This is a genomic window from Vibrio sp. KUL78 (genome assembly GCF_059725505.1).
In genome coordinates this window covers 1,177,576-1,195,907 of sequence record NZ_AP045838.1, presented here as the reverse complement: position 1 = coordinate 1,195,907, position 18,332 = coordinate 1,177,576, and the positions used below count along the sequence as shown (strand labels likewise).

Below are 18,332 nucleotides of genomic sequence, written 5' to 3'. Positions count from 1 at the left end.
TACCTGATGCTTGTAATCGGCACCTTTCTATCAGGTATCTCGCCTCTCTACAAGTAACATGGCGCTTAGTCAGAGAGGAATTACTTCGCAGATGGACAGTTTGCCACGGGTTTTCCTTTCAGCTTAATACTGCGCAGTTTGGCAAACGAAATAGGGGTTTTCTCGATGATGAACATCAAGATGACCGAGCCAACTAAGGTACCAAAGAAGATGACAAGGTCGGCTGAGACTGTTTGTAGCTCGAGTATGGCAACTAAATTATTCATATAGATGACGATCAACAGATGCACCACATAGATCGGTAACACCCACTGCCCGAGCTTTAGCCATATTGGCTGATTGCCGAGTTGTGGCTTAGCGAGTAAGAAAAAGAACAAACCTGTCGCCCAAATCGCAGTACCCAATAGAAAATCATTCATATTAAATATTTGCCCCTTACCATGCAGATAATAAGCTTCTGCAAAATGCAGCAACATACCTGCAGCAGCAACTAGAAGGGCGATTGTTGCGGACATAGACCAATTATTACGGCGGGCTTCGAATCCAATGGCGACCATCAAGAAGCTAAAGAAAGGACCATTTCTGGTAAAAATTGGCGTTGCTACCTCAGTTATCACGCCATAGCTTCCTGCGATAAGTCCGTACACATAAATAATGGCGGCAAAAGGAATGATCAGTCTGCGACATTTATTGTCGATAAACCAAGCAATCATTAAGATTGCTATAGCTAAGGATGGAATAAACCACAGATGAACTAATCCACCTTCAAACAAGGAGTTTAGAGGCGCTTGCATTAGATATTGCCAGTACCCTTGTCGCTCCACTAGATAACCTTGCTCTGCAACAACACCTAAGTTAAACGGCAGTAGGAGGTGGATGATGCTCCAAACTAACCAAATTACCATCAGCGGTATGCAGTAGTCTTTCGCCGTTTTGTACGGAGCAGTATTCAGTTTTGGATAAATGAGATAGCCGGCAATAAGGAAAAATAGCGGCACAGCGAATCGTGCGGCTTGGTTGGTGACAAAGTTTAACCAGGGCTCTTCATCAATGTAGCCGTAGCCCATAAACAACTGACAGTGAATAGAAATAATAGCCACTAAAGCGATCACTCGAGCTAGCTCGAAACTTGCAATTTTTTCTGATTTTTTAATAGCTTGCTGCATATCTTATAAATGGCTCTGCAATGTAATTGGAACCCGTCCACATTAGCATTTATGTATATTCCTGATGTGTTCAGCGTCAATAATTTAGCGTGCAACAACAAGAATTTTGCAACAATTTGTGCTGAGTCGTAAATTCCCTGTCTCTTGTTGAGCGTTCACTTTTTCTAAACTGAGCGTAGAAATTATTTGATTTTATAGAGTTATCTTACCGCATAGCATGGAATCCGATTTAAGGGAGGCAGCTATGCAACAATTAGATGAATTTGAAGACTTCAGCTTTGAGCTCGATGAATACGATATCGAGTATTTGGGGTGGAATGATAAAGAGTGGCTTATCGAGCTTGGCGTATTTTTACTGATTCTGGTGGCGGCTCTATCTATTGCGGCATGGCGCTGGCTACAAGTATGAAGGTAGGTCGTCCCGTGCTTTAGACGACCTCTTCAGAATGCAAATGACATTAGGGTAAAGTGACATCATTCGTTGTCTACTTTACCAATCCACCTGTCTCCATAAGCGCTCGAATAATCCGGAGTGTCGATACACTCGGCGAGATCATCACATGGCTCTAACGGTCCAACTACCGTTCGATAGGGCAAAATGCCAGCCCAGACAGGGACATCAAGATCTTCTTTGTCGTCATTGACGCCGTGACGTCCAATTTTCACAGAAGCCTCGGTGAGCTCAATAGCAAGCACGTCTGTGGCCGTGAGTTCTTCTTGATTACTCAGTCTTACTTGCTCGGTTCTGCCCGGAGCAATATGTTCGATAAAGAAGTTTAGTACTCGATCTTTTTCTTGGTTGTCATCTATGATCTCAAATTTCCCAAACACAACGGCACTTCGATAATGAGCACTATGGTGAAACGCTGACCTTGCTAACACCCAACCGTCAAATAATGTAAAGGTGAGACACGTTTTCTGACCAGATTTTAGCGCTCGAATGAGACGGCTGTTCTTCGCTCCGTGAACGTAAACTCTGTCATCTACACGCCAAGCCAGCATCGGAATGATGATTGGACCGTCGTCTTGGTTTATGGCTATGTGCGCGATAAGCGACTCATCGATAATATCGTAAAGAGCTTGCTCCTCTAGCACGGCTTTGTGAGCCCCTTTTTTGATTTGGGTTCGTTGTGTTTGTGACAGCATGTAATCTCTCCTCCTTAATCCTTTACAGCCAGATTAAGAATATTTTGGTACTCTGTTTAGGTCCAAAATATGATAAATGGTGGATCCAGTTTGAGTGCTATTGATTCCAGTGAGTTGACGCTAGAGTTGTCGTCTATGACCTCTAGTGGTACAACGCTTCAGCAAATCCTTTTTGAGCAAATACGAACGCGCATCTTAAAAGGGTTTTGGGCTTCCGGTGCAAAGCTGCCTTCTACTCGCACGTTGGCTAGTCAGCTTAAGCTCAGTCGCAACACTGTGATTCAAACCTACGAGCAGCTTGTTGCGGAGGGGTATTTAATAGCGAAACCAAGCAGTGGTTTCTATGTCGCAGTGTCGCTCCCGGAGCAATACCTGACAACGGAGCAGGTAGTGCCATCCTCAGAGCCCGGAGACGACAATACGCCAAACAACGGGCTGTTTGCACCTGGCGTTGCTGAACTTGCCTCATTCCCAATGAGTGCTTGGAATCGGTTGTTGCAACGTCATAGCAGTCGTAGTGCGTTACTTGGAAACCAAGATTTACAGGGGCTAGTGACGCTAAGGGAAGCACTCCATCGCTACCTAACAGGAAGTCGAAGTGTTGTTTGCCACCCGAATCAAATCATAGTTACGTCGGGTGCGCAGCAGTCCATTGCGATAGCACTATTAGCAACCCAAAAACTTAAACCTCATCGAGGCTTTTTGGTGGAGTTTCCTGGCTATCGACAGGTCGTTAAGGTGTTGGATACCTTCAACATCGGCTATGACTACGTCGATGTTGATGCAAGCAAAGGGTTGGATATTCAACGTGTGCTTAGCAGTGATTCAACAGGTATTTACTTAACGCCGAGTAATCAATACCCGATGGGATGTTCTATTCAAACGGAGCAACGTTTGCAGCTCATAGAATGGGCGCAGACCAATCAATCATGGATTATTGAAGATGACTATGACAGTGAGTTTCAGTTTGATAGTCGTCCATTTCGCAGTATGCAGGGCTTAGCCGCAGAGAGCGGCAATGCGGACAAAATGATCTATATAGGCTCGATGAGCAAAGTGATGTTTAACTCGCTGCGCATTGGTTATATGGTCGTTCCTCCCCATATGGTTCAATTGTGTTTGGAAATAAAAGATGCGCTGTCTGGAGATACGCCCGCTCTCGTTCAAGCGGCTTTATCGGATTTTATTAACGAGGGGGCCTTGGTAAGGCATATTCGTAAGATGCGCCGATTGTATGAACAGAAATACCGCTTAATAAGAAAAAGCATTCAAGCGTCTTTTGGCAGCGATTGGCACGTAGTATCGCAAGGTGCGGGTTTGCATGTAACGGTTGAGTGGCAAAGTGGCGTTGATGAAGTTGAGCTGTCTGAGAAAGCGCAGGATGCAGGCATGGTGGTGAGACCGATGCGCTTTTACGAACCAGTAGAAAAACAACGAGAGTTTGGGTCAGTAGTCCTCGGGTTTGGTAACGCCCCATTAGAGGCGATACGGGGGAAAATCAAGACGTTGAGTCAGCTTTACTACTCACTACTGAATGTCACTACTTAATGAGTTTCAACAGTGTCACTACTTAATGAGTTTCAACAGTGATTTAAACTGCTCTCCTCGAGCAACCTTCTGCAATTCGAAAAGTGCCATTTCAGTGGAGGTGAGCACTGCCCCCTCTTGAGCTAAGCGTTTCAGCGCCAGATCTTTGTTAGCTGGATTTCGGGAAGAGACTGCATCCGTAACTAGGTGTACTTCATAACCTGCTTGCAGTAGATCACAGGCAGTCTGATGAACACAGATATGCGCTTCAATACCCACCAGTAAAACTTGTTTTCTGTCGCTCGCGTTTGTTACCTCACGAACATTCGCTTCTCCCCAAGCACTAAACACGTCTTTTGCAATCGGAGTTTGATGGCTAAGCTCTTGGCTGATTTCTTCAATCGTCGATCCGAGTTTATCGGGGATCTGCTCGACCCAGATAATAGGGAGTTCCATTAGATTTGCGGCTTTAGTGAGCGTATTGAGGTTGCTAAACAGTGTCTCTTTGTCGTGCATCAGCTGCGCAAGTTTTCCCTGCACATCTATGATCATTAGTTGCGTGTTGTTTTGTTCTAACATCTAGTTCTCCTGATCTAATATTTGTTCGACAAACCAAGTGCCTGCACTGCCTAATCCGCTCCGCCAAGACAAATCAACAGGCCATACTAAAGAACCATCATAGCGACCGACATTGAGTTTGGTAACTAGACTATGGTCGATAAACGGTTGAGCGAGCTTCGTAGGGTAAGCGACATAGCCGATACCTTGAAGCAGCATATCTTGCAGCTGATAGTGATTTTCGTAACGAATTAGTCTGGGGCTGTAGCGTAGCGATTCAATCAGTTCGCTGGTGGCGACCTTACCCTCTAATGACAGGATCTGTGGGTATTGTTCAAGATCTTCGGTGGTGATTTCGCCGCGTAATTTAGAGAGCGGGTGATCTGGAGAAGCCAAAAAGCACCATTCAATAGTGTCAACAGTCTGAACATTGGTACCACGTGCAGGGCTAAGTCCACCTGGCGCAATCATGATATCGGCACCCTCGTCATCATTGTCGATGGCGAGGGAGTGAGTTTCGGCATCGACCAGCACTAAGTCTACTTCAGGAAACTGACGCGTCAGCTCCGCGAATACCTCTACAAATCTTGGGTAGAGGGTCATGCTATGAGTCGCGATGGTGATAGTAGGCTCTTCACCCCTCTGTAAAGATTGCACTTTGCGGTCAATTGCTTTGAGCCTCGGCACTATCTCTAATGCTTGGAAGTAAAGCACCTTACCTTCTGGTGTCAGCGTGGGTGCCTTTCCGGCTACTCGCTCAAACACGCTGATCCCTAAATCGATCTCCATGGCTTGCACTGCTTGATTCACGGCCGAAGGGCTGACGCCTAGTTTACGAGCTGCTGCAGAGAATGAACCTGTTTCGGCAATAGAAACCAGATATAAAAGACGTTCGGTATTCAGTAACATGCTATCCACCAATCACAAAGACTATGTCTACTCTGCAAGAAAGTAGTAAAGACGTAAACCATTAAACGTGGCTTATTAAAAGATAGTTTATTGAATGATAAGTTGTTTTTTAGTGTTTGCTTTTCCGTTTCATCGTAGCTGTAGCTTGTGTTTACATTGTAAATCAAGAGAGCCCAACATCAGTTGAGCTCTCTTGATAGACGGGAGGATGCTAAGCGAGATTAACCGTGTGGCTGTTCTACTCCTTTCGCATAGCTAACAATTTGCTTGTCTGAGTTTGGTTTGTACATGCGAAGGATACCTGTCCAACCTTCCTCTACATCAATATTGTTGATTGCCTGCTCGCCACAGTTGAAGTTTACGGTGTAAGAGCCGTCTTTGTTCGCCTTCAACTCATCTTTACGACTCGATAGCGCGAATTTTTCAGTATGAACATACGCATCTGAACCATAGGTCGTAATGGAGAAGAAACCGTTCTTACCGAGTGGTGGCGCGTCAAAGTTCATAGTCTGGCACTGACCCGAGCGGTCGTCTGCCAAAAGTACTTTGTAGTAAGCGTGTTCGCTTGGCAGTCCGCCGAAGCCCATTGATGTCAGACCCAACGCATGGAACTGCTCCACCTTGCGCGGTGCTAAGTGCTGCTCGGGTTTCAGCGTTTTGCCATCAGGGGCACCCATCGCTTTGGTAAAGTCGAGTTGGAGCACGTTCGCTTCCAGCGCTAAGCGAACTTTTTCTCGACCAAACTGATCAAAGCCTTTAGGCGTGTAGCGTTCAGCAGATGATGCCGTACCTTTGATCATATCTTGTTTGAGGTTGCCTTCTTTGATGTCAGCAGGATCATTGGAGGCAACCTGAGTGCGGGCAATAACCCAAACGTGTTGTCCTGAAGAGAGCATATCTGGCGTGATCGTCACCTTGTTTTGCCCTTCTGATGCATAAAGTACGGCTACAGTGCGATGCTGTTCATCAATCACTTGTAGTGCCTGATAGCTGTCTAGGATTGGCAGTTCAAAAGTCACACCACCTTTTGTGTCCCAGATTGACTTTGAATACAGTGTGTCTCGGTTCTGTCTAACGACGGTTTGTGTCTCCATCGTCAAAAGTTGGCGATCGTGGGTGAAGTGGTTGATGCCAGATTTCTCTTGTTGCTCGAAAAAGTACTTATCTGACTCAGCAGCGATGAAGTTATCTTTACTGACCTTGGTTGTGCCACCATTTTCAAGTTGCACAGCGGTTGGTTGTCCCTTCTTCGGTAAGTGATCACCAAGGTCATGTGCCATGGTCGTGGTTGCAAATAGAGAAGCGGTAATCGTTGCCAAAATAGTAAGTTTTTTCATCTTAGATAGCCTTATTTCAAGTTTGAAGTGCTTGCAGTGATTAAGCTCAAGCAGTGTGTCGACTTCATTCCTTGGGTCTGTGGCTATAGTAAGGTGTCGTAATTATATTTTGAAATTATGAATTTCAATTACTGATATGCATAAAGCGAATATCAAAAGACCACCTTGCGGTGGCCTTTTTGTGAGCTTTAATCGGGTTATTTGTCAGCGCTTGGGTGTGCACCAAGTACTACCTCTTTCGCCTCATCATTGTGAAACATGGTGAAGTCATAGTGCTCTACTTGCCATGTGTCGTAGCGGTCTAGGTAGATTTCCTTTGCATTTTGGTCTGTGTAGATAGTCCAAAGCGTCGGGAACACATCATTTGCGTACGGGTCCAGTTGGTCGTAGCCTGCGAATACTGATGCTCCGGCAGCTTTCAAGCTGTTTAGCGCTGAGGTGTTGTCAGTGACATTGCGCGCATACATATCTTCAATGACTTCTTTGGCGCGTAGGCGACGGTCGTAGGCACGAATTGTTGAGCCCGACTCCGTTTGCTCTTTATCCAGGTTCATATGGAAGCCAAACTCAGGGTCGTTAGACAGGTATTGCACGCTTGCAGCTTCTGTCACGTCACCGTGGTAAATCTTCACCTCACCTTTTACAAACTCGATGACTGCGCTGTCACCGCTCGCATCGGTAAGGTGGTAGTGTACCGGTGCTGCAATACACTCATTCTCGTGTCCTGGTAGGTCACAGACCTTGTCTTGGATAACGTCGATGTCATCAAGGTTGCTAACGACATCGGCAACAGATGCAAAGTTATCGACAGCGTAGTTTGGGAACTGAGAGGCTGCGACATCAGGCACGCCCGCACGGTCAGGTGCCATTTCAGTGTAATCGTTACCTAGGTATAGGATACGAGCAACCAAGCCATTTTCATTCATCGCTTCAGCAACCAATTGAGGTGCGAATGACTTAATCTTTAGCGATGCATATTTGCTCTCTGTTTTGATGGATTCCGCGGTATCACCATACTGATTAGCGATGCCTTTACCAGCGCCGACAACGATGGCGTCATCGTGACCGAACCAGTCCATGGTTCTTACTGTTAGGCTTGCCTCTCCGTTGTTATAGATTGCTGATGTACATGCGACAGTATCGGCAACATAACCTGCAGATAGGGTTGCAACGAGAGCTAGGCTAAGGACTGATTTGTTCATAATGACCTCACTTGGTGGAGTAGTTTGTTTCGTTGAGGTCATAGTAAGGGGAATTGGCGATTAGGTTAAATTAGCACCTTTAAGTATTGCTAATAGGCTTGCGTAAGCGTGAGGAGGAAGAGTAGCGGATTTTAGTCTAGAGTCTTAACACCAATCGAAAACAACTGTCATAAACAACAAGGAAGTAGAATGAAGTCGTTACAACAATGGCTAGATGCATACGGAGAAAGCCACCAGAACAGCACCAACAGAAAGATACACAAAGTGGCCGTCCCCGGTATCTATTTATCGATCGTGGGACTCATATGGTGCATTCCTCATGTATCTCTTGCTGGCGTCGCCATTAACTGGGTCTGGCTGGTTATGCTCCCTGTGATGTTTTTCTATTTTAGGCTGTCTCGCTCGGTGTTTATTCAAATGCTGCTGTTTACCTTAGCTTGTTTAGCGGTTATTACGTTTGCGGATAGGTTTGGGTTATCGATTCTCAACCTGTCGATAGGCTTGTTTGTCCTGCTTTGGATAATGCAATTCGTTGGGCACAAAATCGAAGGCAAAAAAGCCCTCGTTTTTCGATGATATTCAATTTCTTCTCATTGGTCCTATTTGGGTTTTCAGGCAAAAATAAACCCCTCCAAAGAGGGGTTTAAGTGTTTCTATCATATATAGCAGTCATAAATGGTGGCTAGAATAAGCTGCCATTCATTGAAAGGTGGACAAAAATACTAGCGGCATAACCAATGGCGATAACAGGCATCCACTTTAAGTGGCCAAAGAAGGTGTATTTGCCGTGTGCCGCCCCCATTAACGCAACGCCGGCTGCACTGCCAACAGAGAGCAGGCTACCACCAACCCCTGCGGTAAGGGTGACTAACAACCAGTTCCCCATCGAGAGCTCTGGGCTCATGGTCAATACTGCGAACATGACCGGGATGTTATCGACGATAGCAGACAGAATACCGACCATCACGTTCGCCCAGACTGGATCCCATTGGGTATACATGATCTCTGAGACGACGCTGAGATAACCGAGCAAGCTTAAACCACCAACACACATGACAACCCCATAGAAGAACAGCAGTGTGTCCCACTCTGCATGAGATACACGTCTGAATACGTCAAATGGAACGATAGAACCAAGTGCTTTCAGCGCAGCTTCATCATTGTTGGCAATGGCGATTGCTTTCTTTTTAGCGATAGACGTCGGTAAGGTTTTGCGAAGGAAAAAACCGAAGAACTGTAGATAGGCTAAGCCCATCATCATTCCCATTACTGGTGGGAAATGAAGCACCGCATGGAACGCCACGGCGGTTGCGATGGTGAGAATAAACAGCCCAACAATCCTAAAGGCACCGCGTTTCAGTTCAACGTGTGTATGAACAGCGTCAGGTTTTGTCTTGGGCACAAAGAACGACATGATCACAGCAGGCACTAAGTAGTTAACGACTGAAGGCACAAACAATGGCATAAATTCAGAGAATGCCACATGACCTGCTTGCCAAACCATCAAGGTAGTTATATCACCAAATGGACTAAATGCACCGCCAGCGTTAGCCGCGACAACAATGTTGATACAGGCAATGTTAACGAACTTAAGGTTGCTGCCACCTACCTTCATAACGACGGCGCACATCAATAGCGCTGTTGTCAGGTTATCGGCAATGGGAGAGATAAAGAACGAAAGTATCCCGGTTATCCAAAATAGCGAGCGGAAATCAAAGCCTTTACCCACCATCCAAGATTGCAGAGCATCGAAAAGTCTCCGCTCTTCCATGGCTGATATATAGGTCATGGCGACTAATAGGAATAATAGAAGCTCGGCGTATTCAAGCAGGTTGTGTTCGAGCGCTGATTTGGCGACTTCGATTTGTCCCATGTCTTTGTAAACAAAGCCGATGAGTATCCAGATAAGACCGGCGGCAAGTAGGACAGGTTTTGACTTTCTAAGTTTTAAATACTCCTCCATCATAACGAGTGTGTAGGCGATACCGAAGATCAGTAATGAGGCGTAGCCCACGGTGGATTGGGTAAAGTTGAAAGCATCGTGTGATGCCCCAGAGGAAGCGAAACTAGAGGTGGCGAAAAAAAGGGATAGTAAAAGGGTCGGCCACCGACTTATTTTCTTCATGTTTTGATCCTTCAAAAGCTAAAAAAATCAGGCGCTAACAATTGCGATACGTTATTTTAATGGTATTTCAACATCTTCGTTGTGAGCTGACTCGAATCTGCCACATCGCGTACGGCTATTTTTTGTTATAGGTTCCATCTTTTGACATGGCTTGATTAGCGCCTAATCTAAATAGAAGGTGTTAAACAAGCTTCAGAAGGAAGTGTCCAGCACCGCATACTATTCACTCTGTTCAAGGAGGATTTATGTGGAAAAAAGCGTCAAGCGCATTTGCGTTGTTTGTCGTTCTGTTTGTGTCGGTAACAGCAAGTGCCCAAGCATCAAAGGATGTATTTGTTTGCGATAGTGCAAGCAAATCACAGCTGCCATTTCCAGTTCTTGAGAGTGAGTGCCCAATTGGCGAAGGTTTGTGGGGGAATACTCAACCCGATGAATCGGACCAATCTTTTTGGATTCAGTGTGGATTCGTGAAGTCAGGTAGTTTGAGGTATGTACCTGCACACTTGGCTAAACAGGTGAGCAAATCTATTTGGTTAAAACCAGAGATGAAAGGCGATCGCTGTCTTATCGGGCCTTACCAGTCATTTGACGTGGCTAAACAAGAGCTTGCGAAACTGCGTTCGACACAAACCTATAAAGACGCTTTTATTCGCTCGACGTCAACTAAGCTGTCCACAAACGAGACGCAGCAAGTCGCTAAAACATCGCCATCATCTGATAACGAAGCCGTGAGCACAGTGCTTGCTTCAACGCCCTATATGATTGCGGGTCAGCACAGTCACCAAGCTTGTTTGTGTTATTTTTAGCCTAGCGACTCATAAGCGATCTTTAGTAAGCGCTAATGCCAAACGGCTTGAGTTTTTTAGGCAAAACACTGTCTAGGTTGTCGATATCTTCTGGGAACACTTCGATGAGGGGCAGGTCATGCTCCTCGTAAAGTGCGCGCGTTGATTCAATGGTTTTAGAGTCAATCGGTCCGTTATCAGAGCCCCAGTATTGCAGATAAAGTTTGCCTTGAGGAAGATAGAAATCGCTCACGACATCTTGCTCAATGGGCAGTTGTCTTTGATAAGCGTGAACGACGCCCGCCATATATAGCCAATTATCAATGAGCAATTCGCCTTTTGACTGGACATAGTGACCGTCGAGCGCCCTATGTTTCGCGGCGAATTTCTGTCGAAAACTTGAGAAAGATTTCTCTGTGGAGTGCGATTCTGCATCCGCACCTTTAAACTCAAGCACACTCTGTTTGAGTCTATGGTTACGAGCCACAGCAGGATGCCACACCGCAAACTGAGTGTTGCTTTGCTTGTCGCGACGTTGCTGAGCACCGGCTCTCAAGCCCTGCATGGTCACAATCCAGTCGGACTCTTGTCGTTGGATCCAGCCAAGCTCACTGAGAAGCAAGTTGATCTTCTTTGCTGGAAGGTCGAAGCGCTCTCCGAGCTGAGTGGCTGTCAGTAATTTGTCGCTTTTAAGTGATTCATCTAAAACCAATTTGCTAGGCCAAACAATAAAACGACCATACTTTTCACTTTCTCTGTACTCGCCACCAAAGCGTGCACCCAAATCGGTCAACAGCCAACTTGAATCATGCCAAATGATGTACCCAACCTGTTTTAGCTCATTAAAAAGCGCTTTAGGTTCGAGTTGCCTCTGCTTTGCGAGGGCTGAGGTGGAAAGTTTATCGTGCATAGTCGTCTTATTTTTCTCTTTGCTTATCAAGAATGAGTCTACGAACCCGCTTCCATCAGATTGAGTAGTTTACTGGCTGCATCTTTAGGTGACGCTGCGTGACTGATAGCAGAAACAATGGCGACACCGTGAACACCTGTTGACGCTACATCAGTGAGATTAGCTTCATTAATACCACCAATGGCAACGATTGGCAGCGCTGTTTTCTTAAGAGCTTCAGCCAAGCCATCGAGACCCCAATGCGTCTTGGTATTGGTCTTAGTTGGAGTAGCGAAGATGGCACTGAGCCCGATGTAATCGATGGGTAGTGATTTCGCTTCTTCAAGCTGAGCTTCACTCTCGATAGATAAGCCTAAAATACGGTCATCACCAATAAGCTTGCGTGCTAGAGCGACCGGCATATCCGTTTGACCTAAGTGAACCCCCTCAGCTTCAACCGCTAATGCTACGTCCACGCGATCGTTAATAATGAGTGGAACTCCGGTGCCCGCTAGCACTTGCTTCACTGCCTTGGCTTTACTGATGAAGGTGCGAATATCATGGTGTTTTTCTCGAAGCTGAACCATGGTAACGCCTCCCTCAACGGCTTGTTTAACCACTTGAAGGAGTGTGTCTATGTCTTGGTTCTCATCCGTTACTAAATAGAGTCGGTAAGGATTCAGTGTCATGATGTCTGTTAGCACTCGCGAAGGTTAAGGCGTGATTCGATGTCTTCAGCGGTAATCTGGTAGAGACTATCAAGAAGGTTCATTTGTAATGAGCCTGGTCCTTGCGACTTCTCAGCAGCGATTTCGCCAGCGATACTAAATACTGCTGCTGCGGCAACACCACTTTTCTCGCCAACTGCGGCAAATGCACCAGTAATGGCAGAGAGCGAACATCCCATGCCTGTGACGTATGGCATCATCTCATGACCGTTGTTTAGGGCGATGGTGCTTTCTTTGGTGACGATGTAGTCAGTTTCTCCAGAGACAACGACGCTACACGCATAGCCGTCGACCAAAGCACGGGCAGCAGTTAGCGCGGCTTCGCTGGCATCGAGAGCATCAACGCCTTTGTTCTGCGATTTCTCACCTGCCATCGCGATGATTTCGGAAGCGTTACCACGAATAATCAGGTTGTCGGCAAGTTCAGCAAGCTGGCGAGCTGTTGAGGTGCGCAGTTTGGTCGCACCGCAACCCACTGGGTCTAGAATGACTGGCTTGTTGTTCTCATTGGCTTGCTCTACGGCAAAGAACATACCTGGGCGCCATACGCTGTCTAGCGTACCAATGTTAATCACTAGCGCACCTGCGAACGACATCATCTCTGCCATTTCTTGTTTTGAGTGAGACATGATAGGGGAAGCACCAACGGCCAATAATGCATTGGCTGTGTTGTTCATGACCACGAAGTTAGTGATGTTCACTACCAGCGGTTTCTCTTCGCGGACTTTGTTTAGGGTACTGACGATTTGTTGTTGATTCATTCTATTCTCCAAAGGCTCATTCGAGCTTTTTCAGGCATATAGTCATTGTACTGGGATCTAAAAATAGTGCTAGCCGAGGTTAGACTAGCACTGGTCTGTGATGCTTTTATATAAGCGTTTGGAGAGGGACTAGATCAGCCCATATAAAGACAGCACCAGAATACCGAGAGTACAAGTTACGGTGGATAGCACTGTGGTCAACGCGATGATATTGGCAGCAAGTATCGAGTTGCCGCCCATCGAGCGTGCCATCACATAGCTAGCAGCAGCTACAGGCGAGGCATTCATAAAGAACAGGATCCCTAATTCAATACCACGAAATCCAGATAAGAAAGCGGCAAGTGTAATCGCAAGTGGCGCCAGTACTAGCTTATAGCCACTGGCGATCCAAGTAGGGGCTTGCTCTTTTTTCATAGAGCTCAGGTCTAGCGAACCACCTGTACAAAGCAGCGCGAGTGGCAGCGTCATCGTGGCAAAGTAGTTACCCGCATCCACAACGATAGTGGGAACAGGAATAGAGAGTAGGTACACAACCAAGCCCGCCAATATCGCAATGATTAATGGGTTTTTGGTGAGAGTGGTGAGCATGATCTTGCCCGCTGATGTGCCGGAATCAGCCCCTTTGGGGGTTAAACAGATAACGGCTTGAACATTATAGATAAAGGTCGTTATTGCGACATACAAAGCGGCCAGGGCAATGCCTCTCTCGCCGTAGGCGTTGGCAACGTAAGCGATACCTATGATGCCAGTGTTGGCTCTAAATGCGCCTTGAATTATCACACCTCGGTCAGCGGATTTCTTGAATAAAGTACCGACAGAGAGGTAACTGAATAAGAAGAATAAGACACTAGCAATGACGCCAAAGGTGAGAAACTGCTTGGCTGAGGAAAAGTCGTGCTCTGACGTCACTATGCTCAGAAACAGCATGGTTGGAAGCGTGACTTTAAAGACGAGCTTAGATGCCACCTCGATAAAATTATCGTTGATAAGTCCAATACGTTTGAAGACGACGCCGAGAATAATCAGCAAGCAAATGGGACCGGTAATTGAAAGTGAAAACAACAACTGTTCTATCAATAGATCCATGATTTACTTCCATATTGTTAGGGGATAGGGGCAGGGTGATTATTTCATACCTTGTCATACAAATAAACGTAGATTGCAAAATAGAACGACCGTGCTAAATTGATGTCATACAGACGAAATCGATGATGGTGATTATGGGTAAAGGTCGGCTAACAAAAGATCATATTTTGATGAAGGCATTCGAAATAGCGAGCAGAGATGGGCTAGAAAGTCTGACTATCGGTGAGCTAGCTAAGCAATGCAACATGTCGAAGAGTGGTCTGTTTGCTCACTTTAACTCGAAGGTCAATCTGCAAGTTGCGGTTGTAGAGCATGCGGATACCACGTTTCAAGCTAGGGTGATCTCGCCAGTTCGTGAACGCAATCATGAGATGGCTAAACAAAAACTCAAGCACCTTATCGACAATTGGATGAGCTGGAATCATTCGTTTCAGGGCAGTTGCATGTTCATTGATGCGTGGCGCGATAGCCAGCAAGATGAACTTCAACAAGCACTGAGGAAAGCCATTCACCGTTGGATCCACTATTTGACGATACAAATACAGAAGGGGATCGATAGCGGTGAATTCAGTTCGACACTAGACCCGCAACAAGCCGCGTTTGAGCTCTATGGGCATTACTTAAGTGCGCACGTTTTCTACTCGCTGGTGGGTGAGCAGGAGAGCAGTCAGCGATTTTGGACTAGCGTTGACACTTCCATGCAATCTTGGTCGATATCTCAATAACTCTTTTATATGGAACGGCAGCGTAAAACGCTAACTTAAAAAAGCACGGTCGTTCTAAATGTAAGCTCAACAATACAACTATCCGAGGATGACGAGGATAATAAGGACAGTCAGTCATGAGTGATAAAATCTACTTCAATACATCGAAGAAATTCAGTTTCAAGAAGAAAATGGTGAACCTTACTACTCGAGCTCACCATAAACTTGCGCCAAATCATGCGAAACGCACCGCTAAGAAACTGCTTCTAACCCCAGTTCGTTCAAAGCCGAAGAATGCAGAGCCGAAAGATTTAATCATCTCGGAAGTGACTACCTCTGAGGGTGTGCTTAAGACTTATCGCGTGGGTACAGGGCCGGTTTGGTTGCTAACACATGGCTGGTCTGGGACAGCGAGCCAGTTCTTTCCGCTTATGGAGCATATCGCCAGCAGAGGTTATACCGCTCTTGCATACGACCACCCGGCTCACGGACAAAGTGAAGGTGCTTACGGACATATTCCAGCCTTCGTTGGCGGCTTGGAAGGATTGCTGGATAGCGAAGAAGAAGTGGCAGGTTTAGTTGGTCACAGTATGGGGACGGCAGCTGCGATTGAATGTAAACATGCCAAGCTTCAAGACAAACCACTGCTGCTTATTGCACCGGTTCTTGATTATCTCGATAACCTATTTGGTAGTGTGGCGCGTTCAGGGTACTCGATGCGACTGTTTGAAGCAGTCGTAGATGATATTCAAAACCAGTATCACTATCCAATTACTTCAATTGATCCATACAACAAGTTAGGTCGCCGAACGGCACCAACCATGATCGTACATGACGAAAAAGACCGATTCACAAAATACTCAGTGTCAGAAAAAGCAGCAAAAGAAATGCCATTAGTCACGCTGATCACGACGCAAGGTCAAGGACACGGTCGAGTCATGCACAGTGATGAAGCGAAAGCGGCGTTTGACACGCTAACGTCATAATCTTCAACGATTTGATCAAGGTTACGTTTATGTATCCATAATGTTGATGTGGTTAACGAATTGATAGATTCCTATTATGTAAATGGTTGGGTATGTGGGATCATATTTAGGTCCCACTTACATCCGTGCTGAGTGTTGGGTTCTTGTCTCAAAACAAACTACTATATCGAGTCAAAACTCACGGTAATTATCTACTTTCAGTTCGCTATTGATCAATAGCTTAGAGATGTTTGTGGTTTCTAGGGCACTCTTCTTGAGCTAGCCCCTCAAGGGAGCAGCCGCCCATTGATTAAAGGAAGCCATAATAATGAATAGAAACGATAGTGTCCCCTTACCCTCCAATACCCGAGAATGGTTTTTTAACCGCAATAGTCTAATCATTCTTGCTGACATTGTTCTGTTTTACGCGCTCTACACCACCCTACCTTTTGAGCCTAATGTTGTACTTGGCATTAGTATCTTAACGTTTATCGCTGTGCTTTGGCTCACGGAAGCTTTACACGTTACCGTAACGGCGGTTCTGGTGCCCGTCATAGCGGTTTTGTTTAATGTCTTTGATACCCAGACCGCGCTGAACAACTTTGCCAACTCAATCATTTTTCTATTCCTTGGTGGCTTTGCCTTAGCGGCAGCGATGCACAGGCAAGGCTTAGACAAAGTGGTCGCAGACAAAGTGTTGGTTATGGCAAAAGGTCGCATGAGCGTTGCCGTGTTTATGCTTTTTGGCGTGACTGCATTGCTGTCGATGTGGATCAGTAATACCGCAACCGCAGCTATGATGTTACCCCTTGTACTTGGTGTACTGAGTAAAGTGAATGAAGAAAGTGGTCACAACACTTACGTGTTTGTGCTACTTGGTATTGCTTATAGCGCCAGCATCGGTGGTATTGCGACTATGGTTGGTAGCCCGCCAAACGCGATAGCTGCAGCCGAAATTGGTATGACATTCACGGACTGGATGGCATTTGGCTTGCCTACCGCGTTTATCTTGCTGCCTATAGCTTTGGCCGTGCTGTTCTTTGTGCTTAAGCCAAAGCTCGATGGTGAGTTTGAGATTAATCATGAGCCAGTGAATTGGGACAAAGGTAAAATTGTCACCTTGCTAATTTTTGGTTTAACCGTGTTCTTCTGGATCTTTAGCAAGCCAATCAATGCCATGCTAGGCGGCTACGCTAAGTTTGATACCATTGTTGCACTGGGTGCGATTGTCGCCGTTAACTTTGCCCGCGTGGTTCACTGGAAAGATATTGAAAAAACAGCGGATTGGGGCGTCTTGCTGCTGTTTGGTGGTGGTATCTGTCTTAGTAATGTATTAAAAGCGACGGGAACGAGTGTGTTCTTGGCGAATGAGTTGAGCGAGTTAATCTCCCAATTTAGCATGCTGTTTATTATCTTAGTGATCGCGGCTTTCGTCGTATTCTTAACAGAGTTTGCGAGTAATACCGCGAGTGCCGCTCTATTGATACCTGTGTTTGCCAGTGTTGCAGAAGCCTTTGGTATGTCACCTGTGATTCTATCGGTGCTTATCGCGGTTGCAGCGTCATGTGCGTTTATGTTGCCAGTAGCGACACCTCCAAACGCGATCGTGTTTGCTTCGGGTCATATTAAGCAGCAAGAAATGATGCGAATCGGCATCTTACTTAACATTGCTTGTATTGGCGCATTAACCCTGATTGCAGTGACTTTCTGGGCTTAATGTTCTAAAAACATCGATAAAAATATTGCCCCCAAGTCACTGTGATATGTAGCTGGGGGCTTTTAATTTGATGGTTCTATAGGAATAAAGGGCGTACTTTTTCCAAGATGAGATCCGCACCACAAGGTGAGAGGTGGATGCCATCACTTTGATAAAGTTCGGCATAACTATGACTTATCGCGTGCTCTTCAAAGGCGATAAAGGCATCGACAACCTCAAGCTTGTATGGGCCATGACCATACATCGCCTTGAGCTTTTCGCTGTGTTGGCTACTTAGCGTCTTTATTGACTGCCTCAGCGTTTCAACAGTTTCTGAACTGTTGCCAAACATAGGTAGTGACCCAATTGGATCGACGGCACTAGTGATGATTAGAATCGGTTTAATACCATGGTGCTGTGCCTGAGCTATCATACTATTGAGATTACTAGCCACGACACTGATGTCCGTCCCCCAGTTCAGGTCATTGAGCCCCCCAAACAGCACGAAAGCATCTGGTTTAGCATCAATTACTTGTAGCTCGAAGCGGCTTAGCATGCCAGTGGTGGTATCTCCTGGTACGCCGCGATTGATAAACTCGATATCTGACAATTCTTTGGCGAGTTTGCACGACCAGTTGTCACCTTGAGGTAGACCCCAGCCAGCCGTCAAGCTGTCGCCAAGCAAGACAACTTTTTTCATTTTCTAGTCTCTTACAAGATCGAAAAAGCCGCTCATTAGAGCGGCTTA

18 protein-coding genes and 1 pseudogene are annotated in these 18,332 nt (G+C 46.0%); 7 read left to right on the top strand and 12 right to left on the bottom strand.

Annotated elements, in window-relative coordinates; translation table 11 throughout:
• Window positions 1-80: 80 nt before the first annotated feature.
• Window positions 81-1,154 (bottom strand): acyltransferase, encoded by a 1,074-nt coding sequence (locus AC6I8Y_RS22000; RefSeq protein WP_498023079.1) that lies wholly within the window; start codon window positions 1,152-1,154, stop codon window positions 81-83.
• A 256-nt stretch (window positions 1,155-1,410) separates the two neighbouring features.
• Here AC6I8Y_RS22000 and AC6I8Y_RS21995 point away from each other — a divergent pair, with 256 nt between their 5' ends.
• On the top strand, window positions 1,411-1,575 hold the full coding sequence (locus AC6I8Y_RS21995) for a hypothetical protein (protein WP_498021690.1): 165 nt from the start codon (window positions 1,411-1,413) through the stop codon (window positions 1,573-1,575).
• A gap of 65 nt (window positions 1,576-1,640) precedes the next feature.
• On the opposite strand, the gene AC6I8Y_RS21990 is transcribed toward AC6I8Y_RS21995, so the two are convergent.
• Window positions 1,641-2,312, bottom strand: a complete 672-nt coding sequence (locus AC6I8Y_RS21990) for a pyridoxamine 5'-phosphate oxidase family protein (protein ID WP_498021689.1) — start codon at window positions 2,310-2,312, stop codon at window positions 1,641-1,643.
• Window positions 2,313-2,402: 90 nt separating this feature from the next.
• On the opposite strand from AC6I8Y_RS21990, the gene pdxR reads away from it, so the two are divergent.
• Entirely contained in the window at window positions 2,403-3,860 is a 1,458-nt protein-coding gene (gene pdxR / locus AC6I8Y_RS21985) for a MocR-like pyridoxine biosynthesis transcription factor PdxR (RefSeq protein WP_498021687.1), read from the top strand.
• Between the two features lie 18 nt (window positions 3,861-3,878).
• Here the strand turns inward: pdxR and AC6I8Y_RS21980 are convergent, their stop codons facing one another.
• The 4 genes from AC6I8Y_RS21980 to AC6I8Y_RS21965 form a co-directional block, all read right to left on the bottom strand.
• Entirely contained in the window at window positions 3,879-4,418 is a 540-nt protein-coding gene (locus AC6I8Y_RS21980; RefSeq protein WP_498021686.1) for a hydrolase, read from the bottom strand.
• Window positions 4,419-5,306, bottom strand: coding sequence for a LysR family transcriptional regulator (locus AC6I8Y_RS21975; RefSeq protein ID WP_498021685.1), 888 nt, complete (start codon window positions 5,304-5,306; stop codon window positions 4,419-4,421).
• A 221-nt stretch (window positions 5,307-5,527) separates the two neighbouring features.
• Entirely contained in the window at window positions 5,528-6,643 is a 1,116-nt protein-coding gene (locus AC6I8Y_RS21970) for a DUF1254 domain-containing protein (protein ID WP_498021684.1), read from the bottom strand.
• 197 nt (window positions 6,644-6,840) lie between these two features.
• On the bottom strand, window positions 6,841-7,845 hold the full coding sequence (locus AC6I8Y_RS21965) for a linear amide C-N hydrolase (protein ID WP_498021683.1): 1,005 nt from the start codon (window positions 7,843-7,845) through the stop codon (window positions 6,841-6,843).
• Window positions 7,846-8,034: 189 nt separating this feature from the next.
• Here AC6I8Y_RS21965 and AC6I8Y_RS21960 point away from each other — a divergent pair.
• Window positions 8,035-8,470: pseudogene (locus AC6I8Y_RS21960) on the top strand (Mpo1 family 2-hydroxy fatty acid dioxygenase).
• A 57-nt stretch (window positions 8,471-8,527) separates the two neighbouring features.
• On the opposite strand, the gene nhaD reads toward AC6I8Y_RS21960, so the two are convergent.
• Complete coding sequence (nhaD, locus tag AC6I8Y_RS21955) at window positions 8,528-9,970, bottom strand: sodium:proton antiporter NhaD (protein ID WP_252015721.1); 1,443 nt, start codon at window positions 9,968-9,970, stop codon at window positions 8,528-8,530.
• Between the two features lie 245 nt (window positions 9,971-10,215).
• Between nhaD and AC6I8Y_RS21950 the strand changes: the two genes are divergently transcribed.
• Entirely contained in the window at window positions 10,216-10,776 is a 561-nt protein-coding gene (locus tag AC6I8Y_RS21950; RefSeq protein ID WP_252015719.1) for an SPOR domain-containing protein, read from the top strand.
• Between the two features lie 22 nt (window positions 10,777-10,798).
• Here AC6I8Y_RS21950 and AC6I8Y_RS21945 read toward each other — a convergent pair whose 3' ends face one another.
• From AC6I8Y_RS21945 to AC6I8Y_RS21930, 4 genes are all read right to left on the bottom strand, one after another.
• On the bottom strand, window positions 10,799-11,665 hold the full coding sequence (locus AC6I8Y_RS21945) for a glycerol kinase (RefSeq protein WP_498021682.1): 867 nt from the start codon (window positions 11,663-11,665) through the stop codon (window positions 10,799-10,801).
• 38 nt (window positions 11,666-11,703) lie between these two features.
• Window positions 11,704-12,327, bottom strand: coding sequence for a thiamine phosphate synthase (gene thiE, locus AC6I8Y_RS21940; protein ID WP_498023078.1), 624 nt, complete (start codon window positions 12,325-12,327; stop codon window positions 11,704-11,706).
• Window positions 12,328-12,341: 14 nt separating this feature from the next.
• Window positions 12,342-13,133 (bottom strand): hydroxyethylthiazole kinase, encoded by a 792-nt coding sequence (thiM, locus tag AC6I8Y_RS21935; protein WP_498021681.1) that lies wholly within the window; start codon window positions 13,131-13,133, stop codon window positions 12,342-12,344.
• 129 nt (window positions 13,134-13,262) lie between these two features.
• Window positions 13,263-14,219, bottom strand: coding sequence for an AEC family transporter (locus AC6I8Y_RS21930; protein ID WP_394149443.1), 957 nt, complete (start codon window positions 14,217-14,219; stop codon window positions 13,263-13,265).
• A 134-nt stretch (window positions 14,220-14,353) separates the two neighbouring features.
• On the opposite strand from AC6I8Y_RS21930, the gene AC6I8Y_RS21925 reads away from it, so the two are divergent.
• From AC6I8Y_RS21925 to AC6I8Y_RS21915, 3 genes are all read left to right on the top strand, one after another.
• Window positions 14,354-14,944 carry a TetR/AcrR family transcriptional regulator gene (locus AC6I8Y_RS21925; protein WP_252017256.1) on the top strand — a complete coding sequence of 197 codons (591 nt, stop codon included), beginning with the start codon at window positions 14,354-14,356 and terminating at the stop codon, window positions 14,942-14,944.
• Window positions 14,945-15,060: 116 nt separating this feature from the next.
• On the top strand, window positions 15,061-15,909 hold the full coding sequence (locus AC6I8Y_RS21920) for an alpha/beta hydrolase (RefSeq protein WP_498021679.1): 849 nt from the start codon (window positions 15,061-15,063) through the stop codon (window positions 15,907-15,909).
• A gap of 307 nt (window positions 15,910-16,216) precedes the next feature.
• Complete coding sequence (locus AC6I8Y_RS21915; RefSeq protein ID WP_394149440.1) at window positions 16,217-17,605, top strand: SLC13 family permease; 1,389 nt, start codon at window positions 16,217-16,219, stop codon at window positions 17,603-17,605.
• A gap of 76 nt (window positions 17,606-17,681) precedes the next feature.
• Here the strand turns inward: AC6I8Y_RS21915 and AC6I8Y_RS21910 are convergent, their stop codons facing one another.
• Window positions 17,682-18,284 (bottom strand): GDSL-type esterase/lipase family protein, encoded by a 603-nt coding sequence (locus AC6I8Y_RS21910; RefSeq protein ID WP_498021677.1) that lies wholly within the window; start codon window positions 18,282-18,284, stop codon window positions 17,682-17,684.
• Between the last annotated feature and the right edge of the window lie 48 nt (window positions 18,285-18,332).

What these genes read in the sequence shown, in the direction of transcription:
- AC6I8Y_RS21910 (WP_498021677.1), bottom strand. Translation starts at nt 18,284, where the DNA reads ATGAAAAAAGTTGTCTTGCTTGGCGACAGCTTGACGGCTGGCTGGGGT.
- AC6I8Y_RS21965 (WP_498021683.1), bottom strand. Translation starts at nt 7,845, where the DNA reads ATGAACAAATCAGTCCTTAGCCTAGCTCTCGTTGCAACCCTATCTGCA.
- thiM (WP_498021681.1), bottom strand. Translation starts at nt 13,133, where the DNA reads ATGAATCAACAACAAATCGTCAGTACCCTAAACAAAGTCCGCGAAGAG.
- AC6I8Y_RS21945 (WP_498021682.1), bottom strand. Translation starts at nt 11,665, where the DNA reads ATGCACGATAAACTTTCCACCTCAGCCCTCGCAAAGCAGAGGCAACTC.
- AC6I8Y_RS21950 (WP_252015719.1), top strand. Translation starts at nt 10,216, where the DNA reads ATGTGGAAAAAAGCGTCAAGCGCATTTGCGTTGTTTGTCGTTCTGTTT.
- AC6I8Y_RS21975 (WP_498021685.1), bottom strand. Translation starts at nt 5,306, where the DNA reads ATGTTACTGAATACCGAACGTCTTTTATATCTGGTTTCTATTGCCGAA.
- AC6I8Y_RS21990 (WP_498021689.1), bottom strand. Translation starts at nt 2,312, where the DNA reads ATGCTGTCACAAACACAACGAACCCAAATCAAAAAAGGGGCTCACAAA.
- AC6I8Y_RS21920 (WP_498021679.1), top strand. Translation starts at nt 15,061, where the DNA reads ATGAGTGATAAAATCTACTTCAATACATCGAAGAAATTCAGTTTCAAG.
- AC6I8Y_RS21930 (WP_394149443.1), bottom strand. Translation starts at nt 14,219, where the DNA reads ATGGATCTATTGATAGAACAGTTGTTGTTTTCACTTTCAATTACCGGT.
- AC6I8Y_RS21915 (WP_394149440.1), top strand. Translation starts at nt 16,217, where the DNA reads ATGAATAGAAACGATAGTGTCCCCTTACCCTCCAATACCCGAGAATGG.
- AC6I8Y_RS21995 (WP_498021690.1), top strand. Translation starts at nt 1,411, where the DNA reads ATGCAACAATTAGATGAATTTGAAGACTTCAGCTTTGAGCTCGATGAA.
- nhaD (WP_252015721.1), bottom strand. Translation starts at nt 9,970, where the DNA reads ATGAAGAAAATAAGTCGGTGGCCGACCCTTTTACTATCCCTTTTTTTC.
- AC6I8Y_RS21925 (WP_252017256.1), top strand. Translation starts at nt 14,354, where the DNA reads ATGGGTAAAGGTCGGCTAACAAAAGATCATATTTTGATGAAGGCATTC.
- AC6I8Y_RS21970 (WP_498021684.1), bottom strand. Translation starts at nt 6,643, where the DNA reads ATGAAAAAACTTACTATTTTGGCAACGATTACCGCTTCTCTATTTGCA.
- AC6I8Y_RS21980 (WP_498021686.1), bottom strand. Translation starts at nt 4,418, where the DNA reads ATGTTAGAACAAAACAACACGCAACTAATGATCATAGATGTGCAGGGA.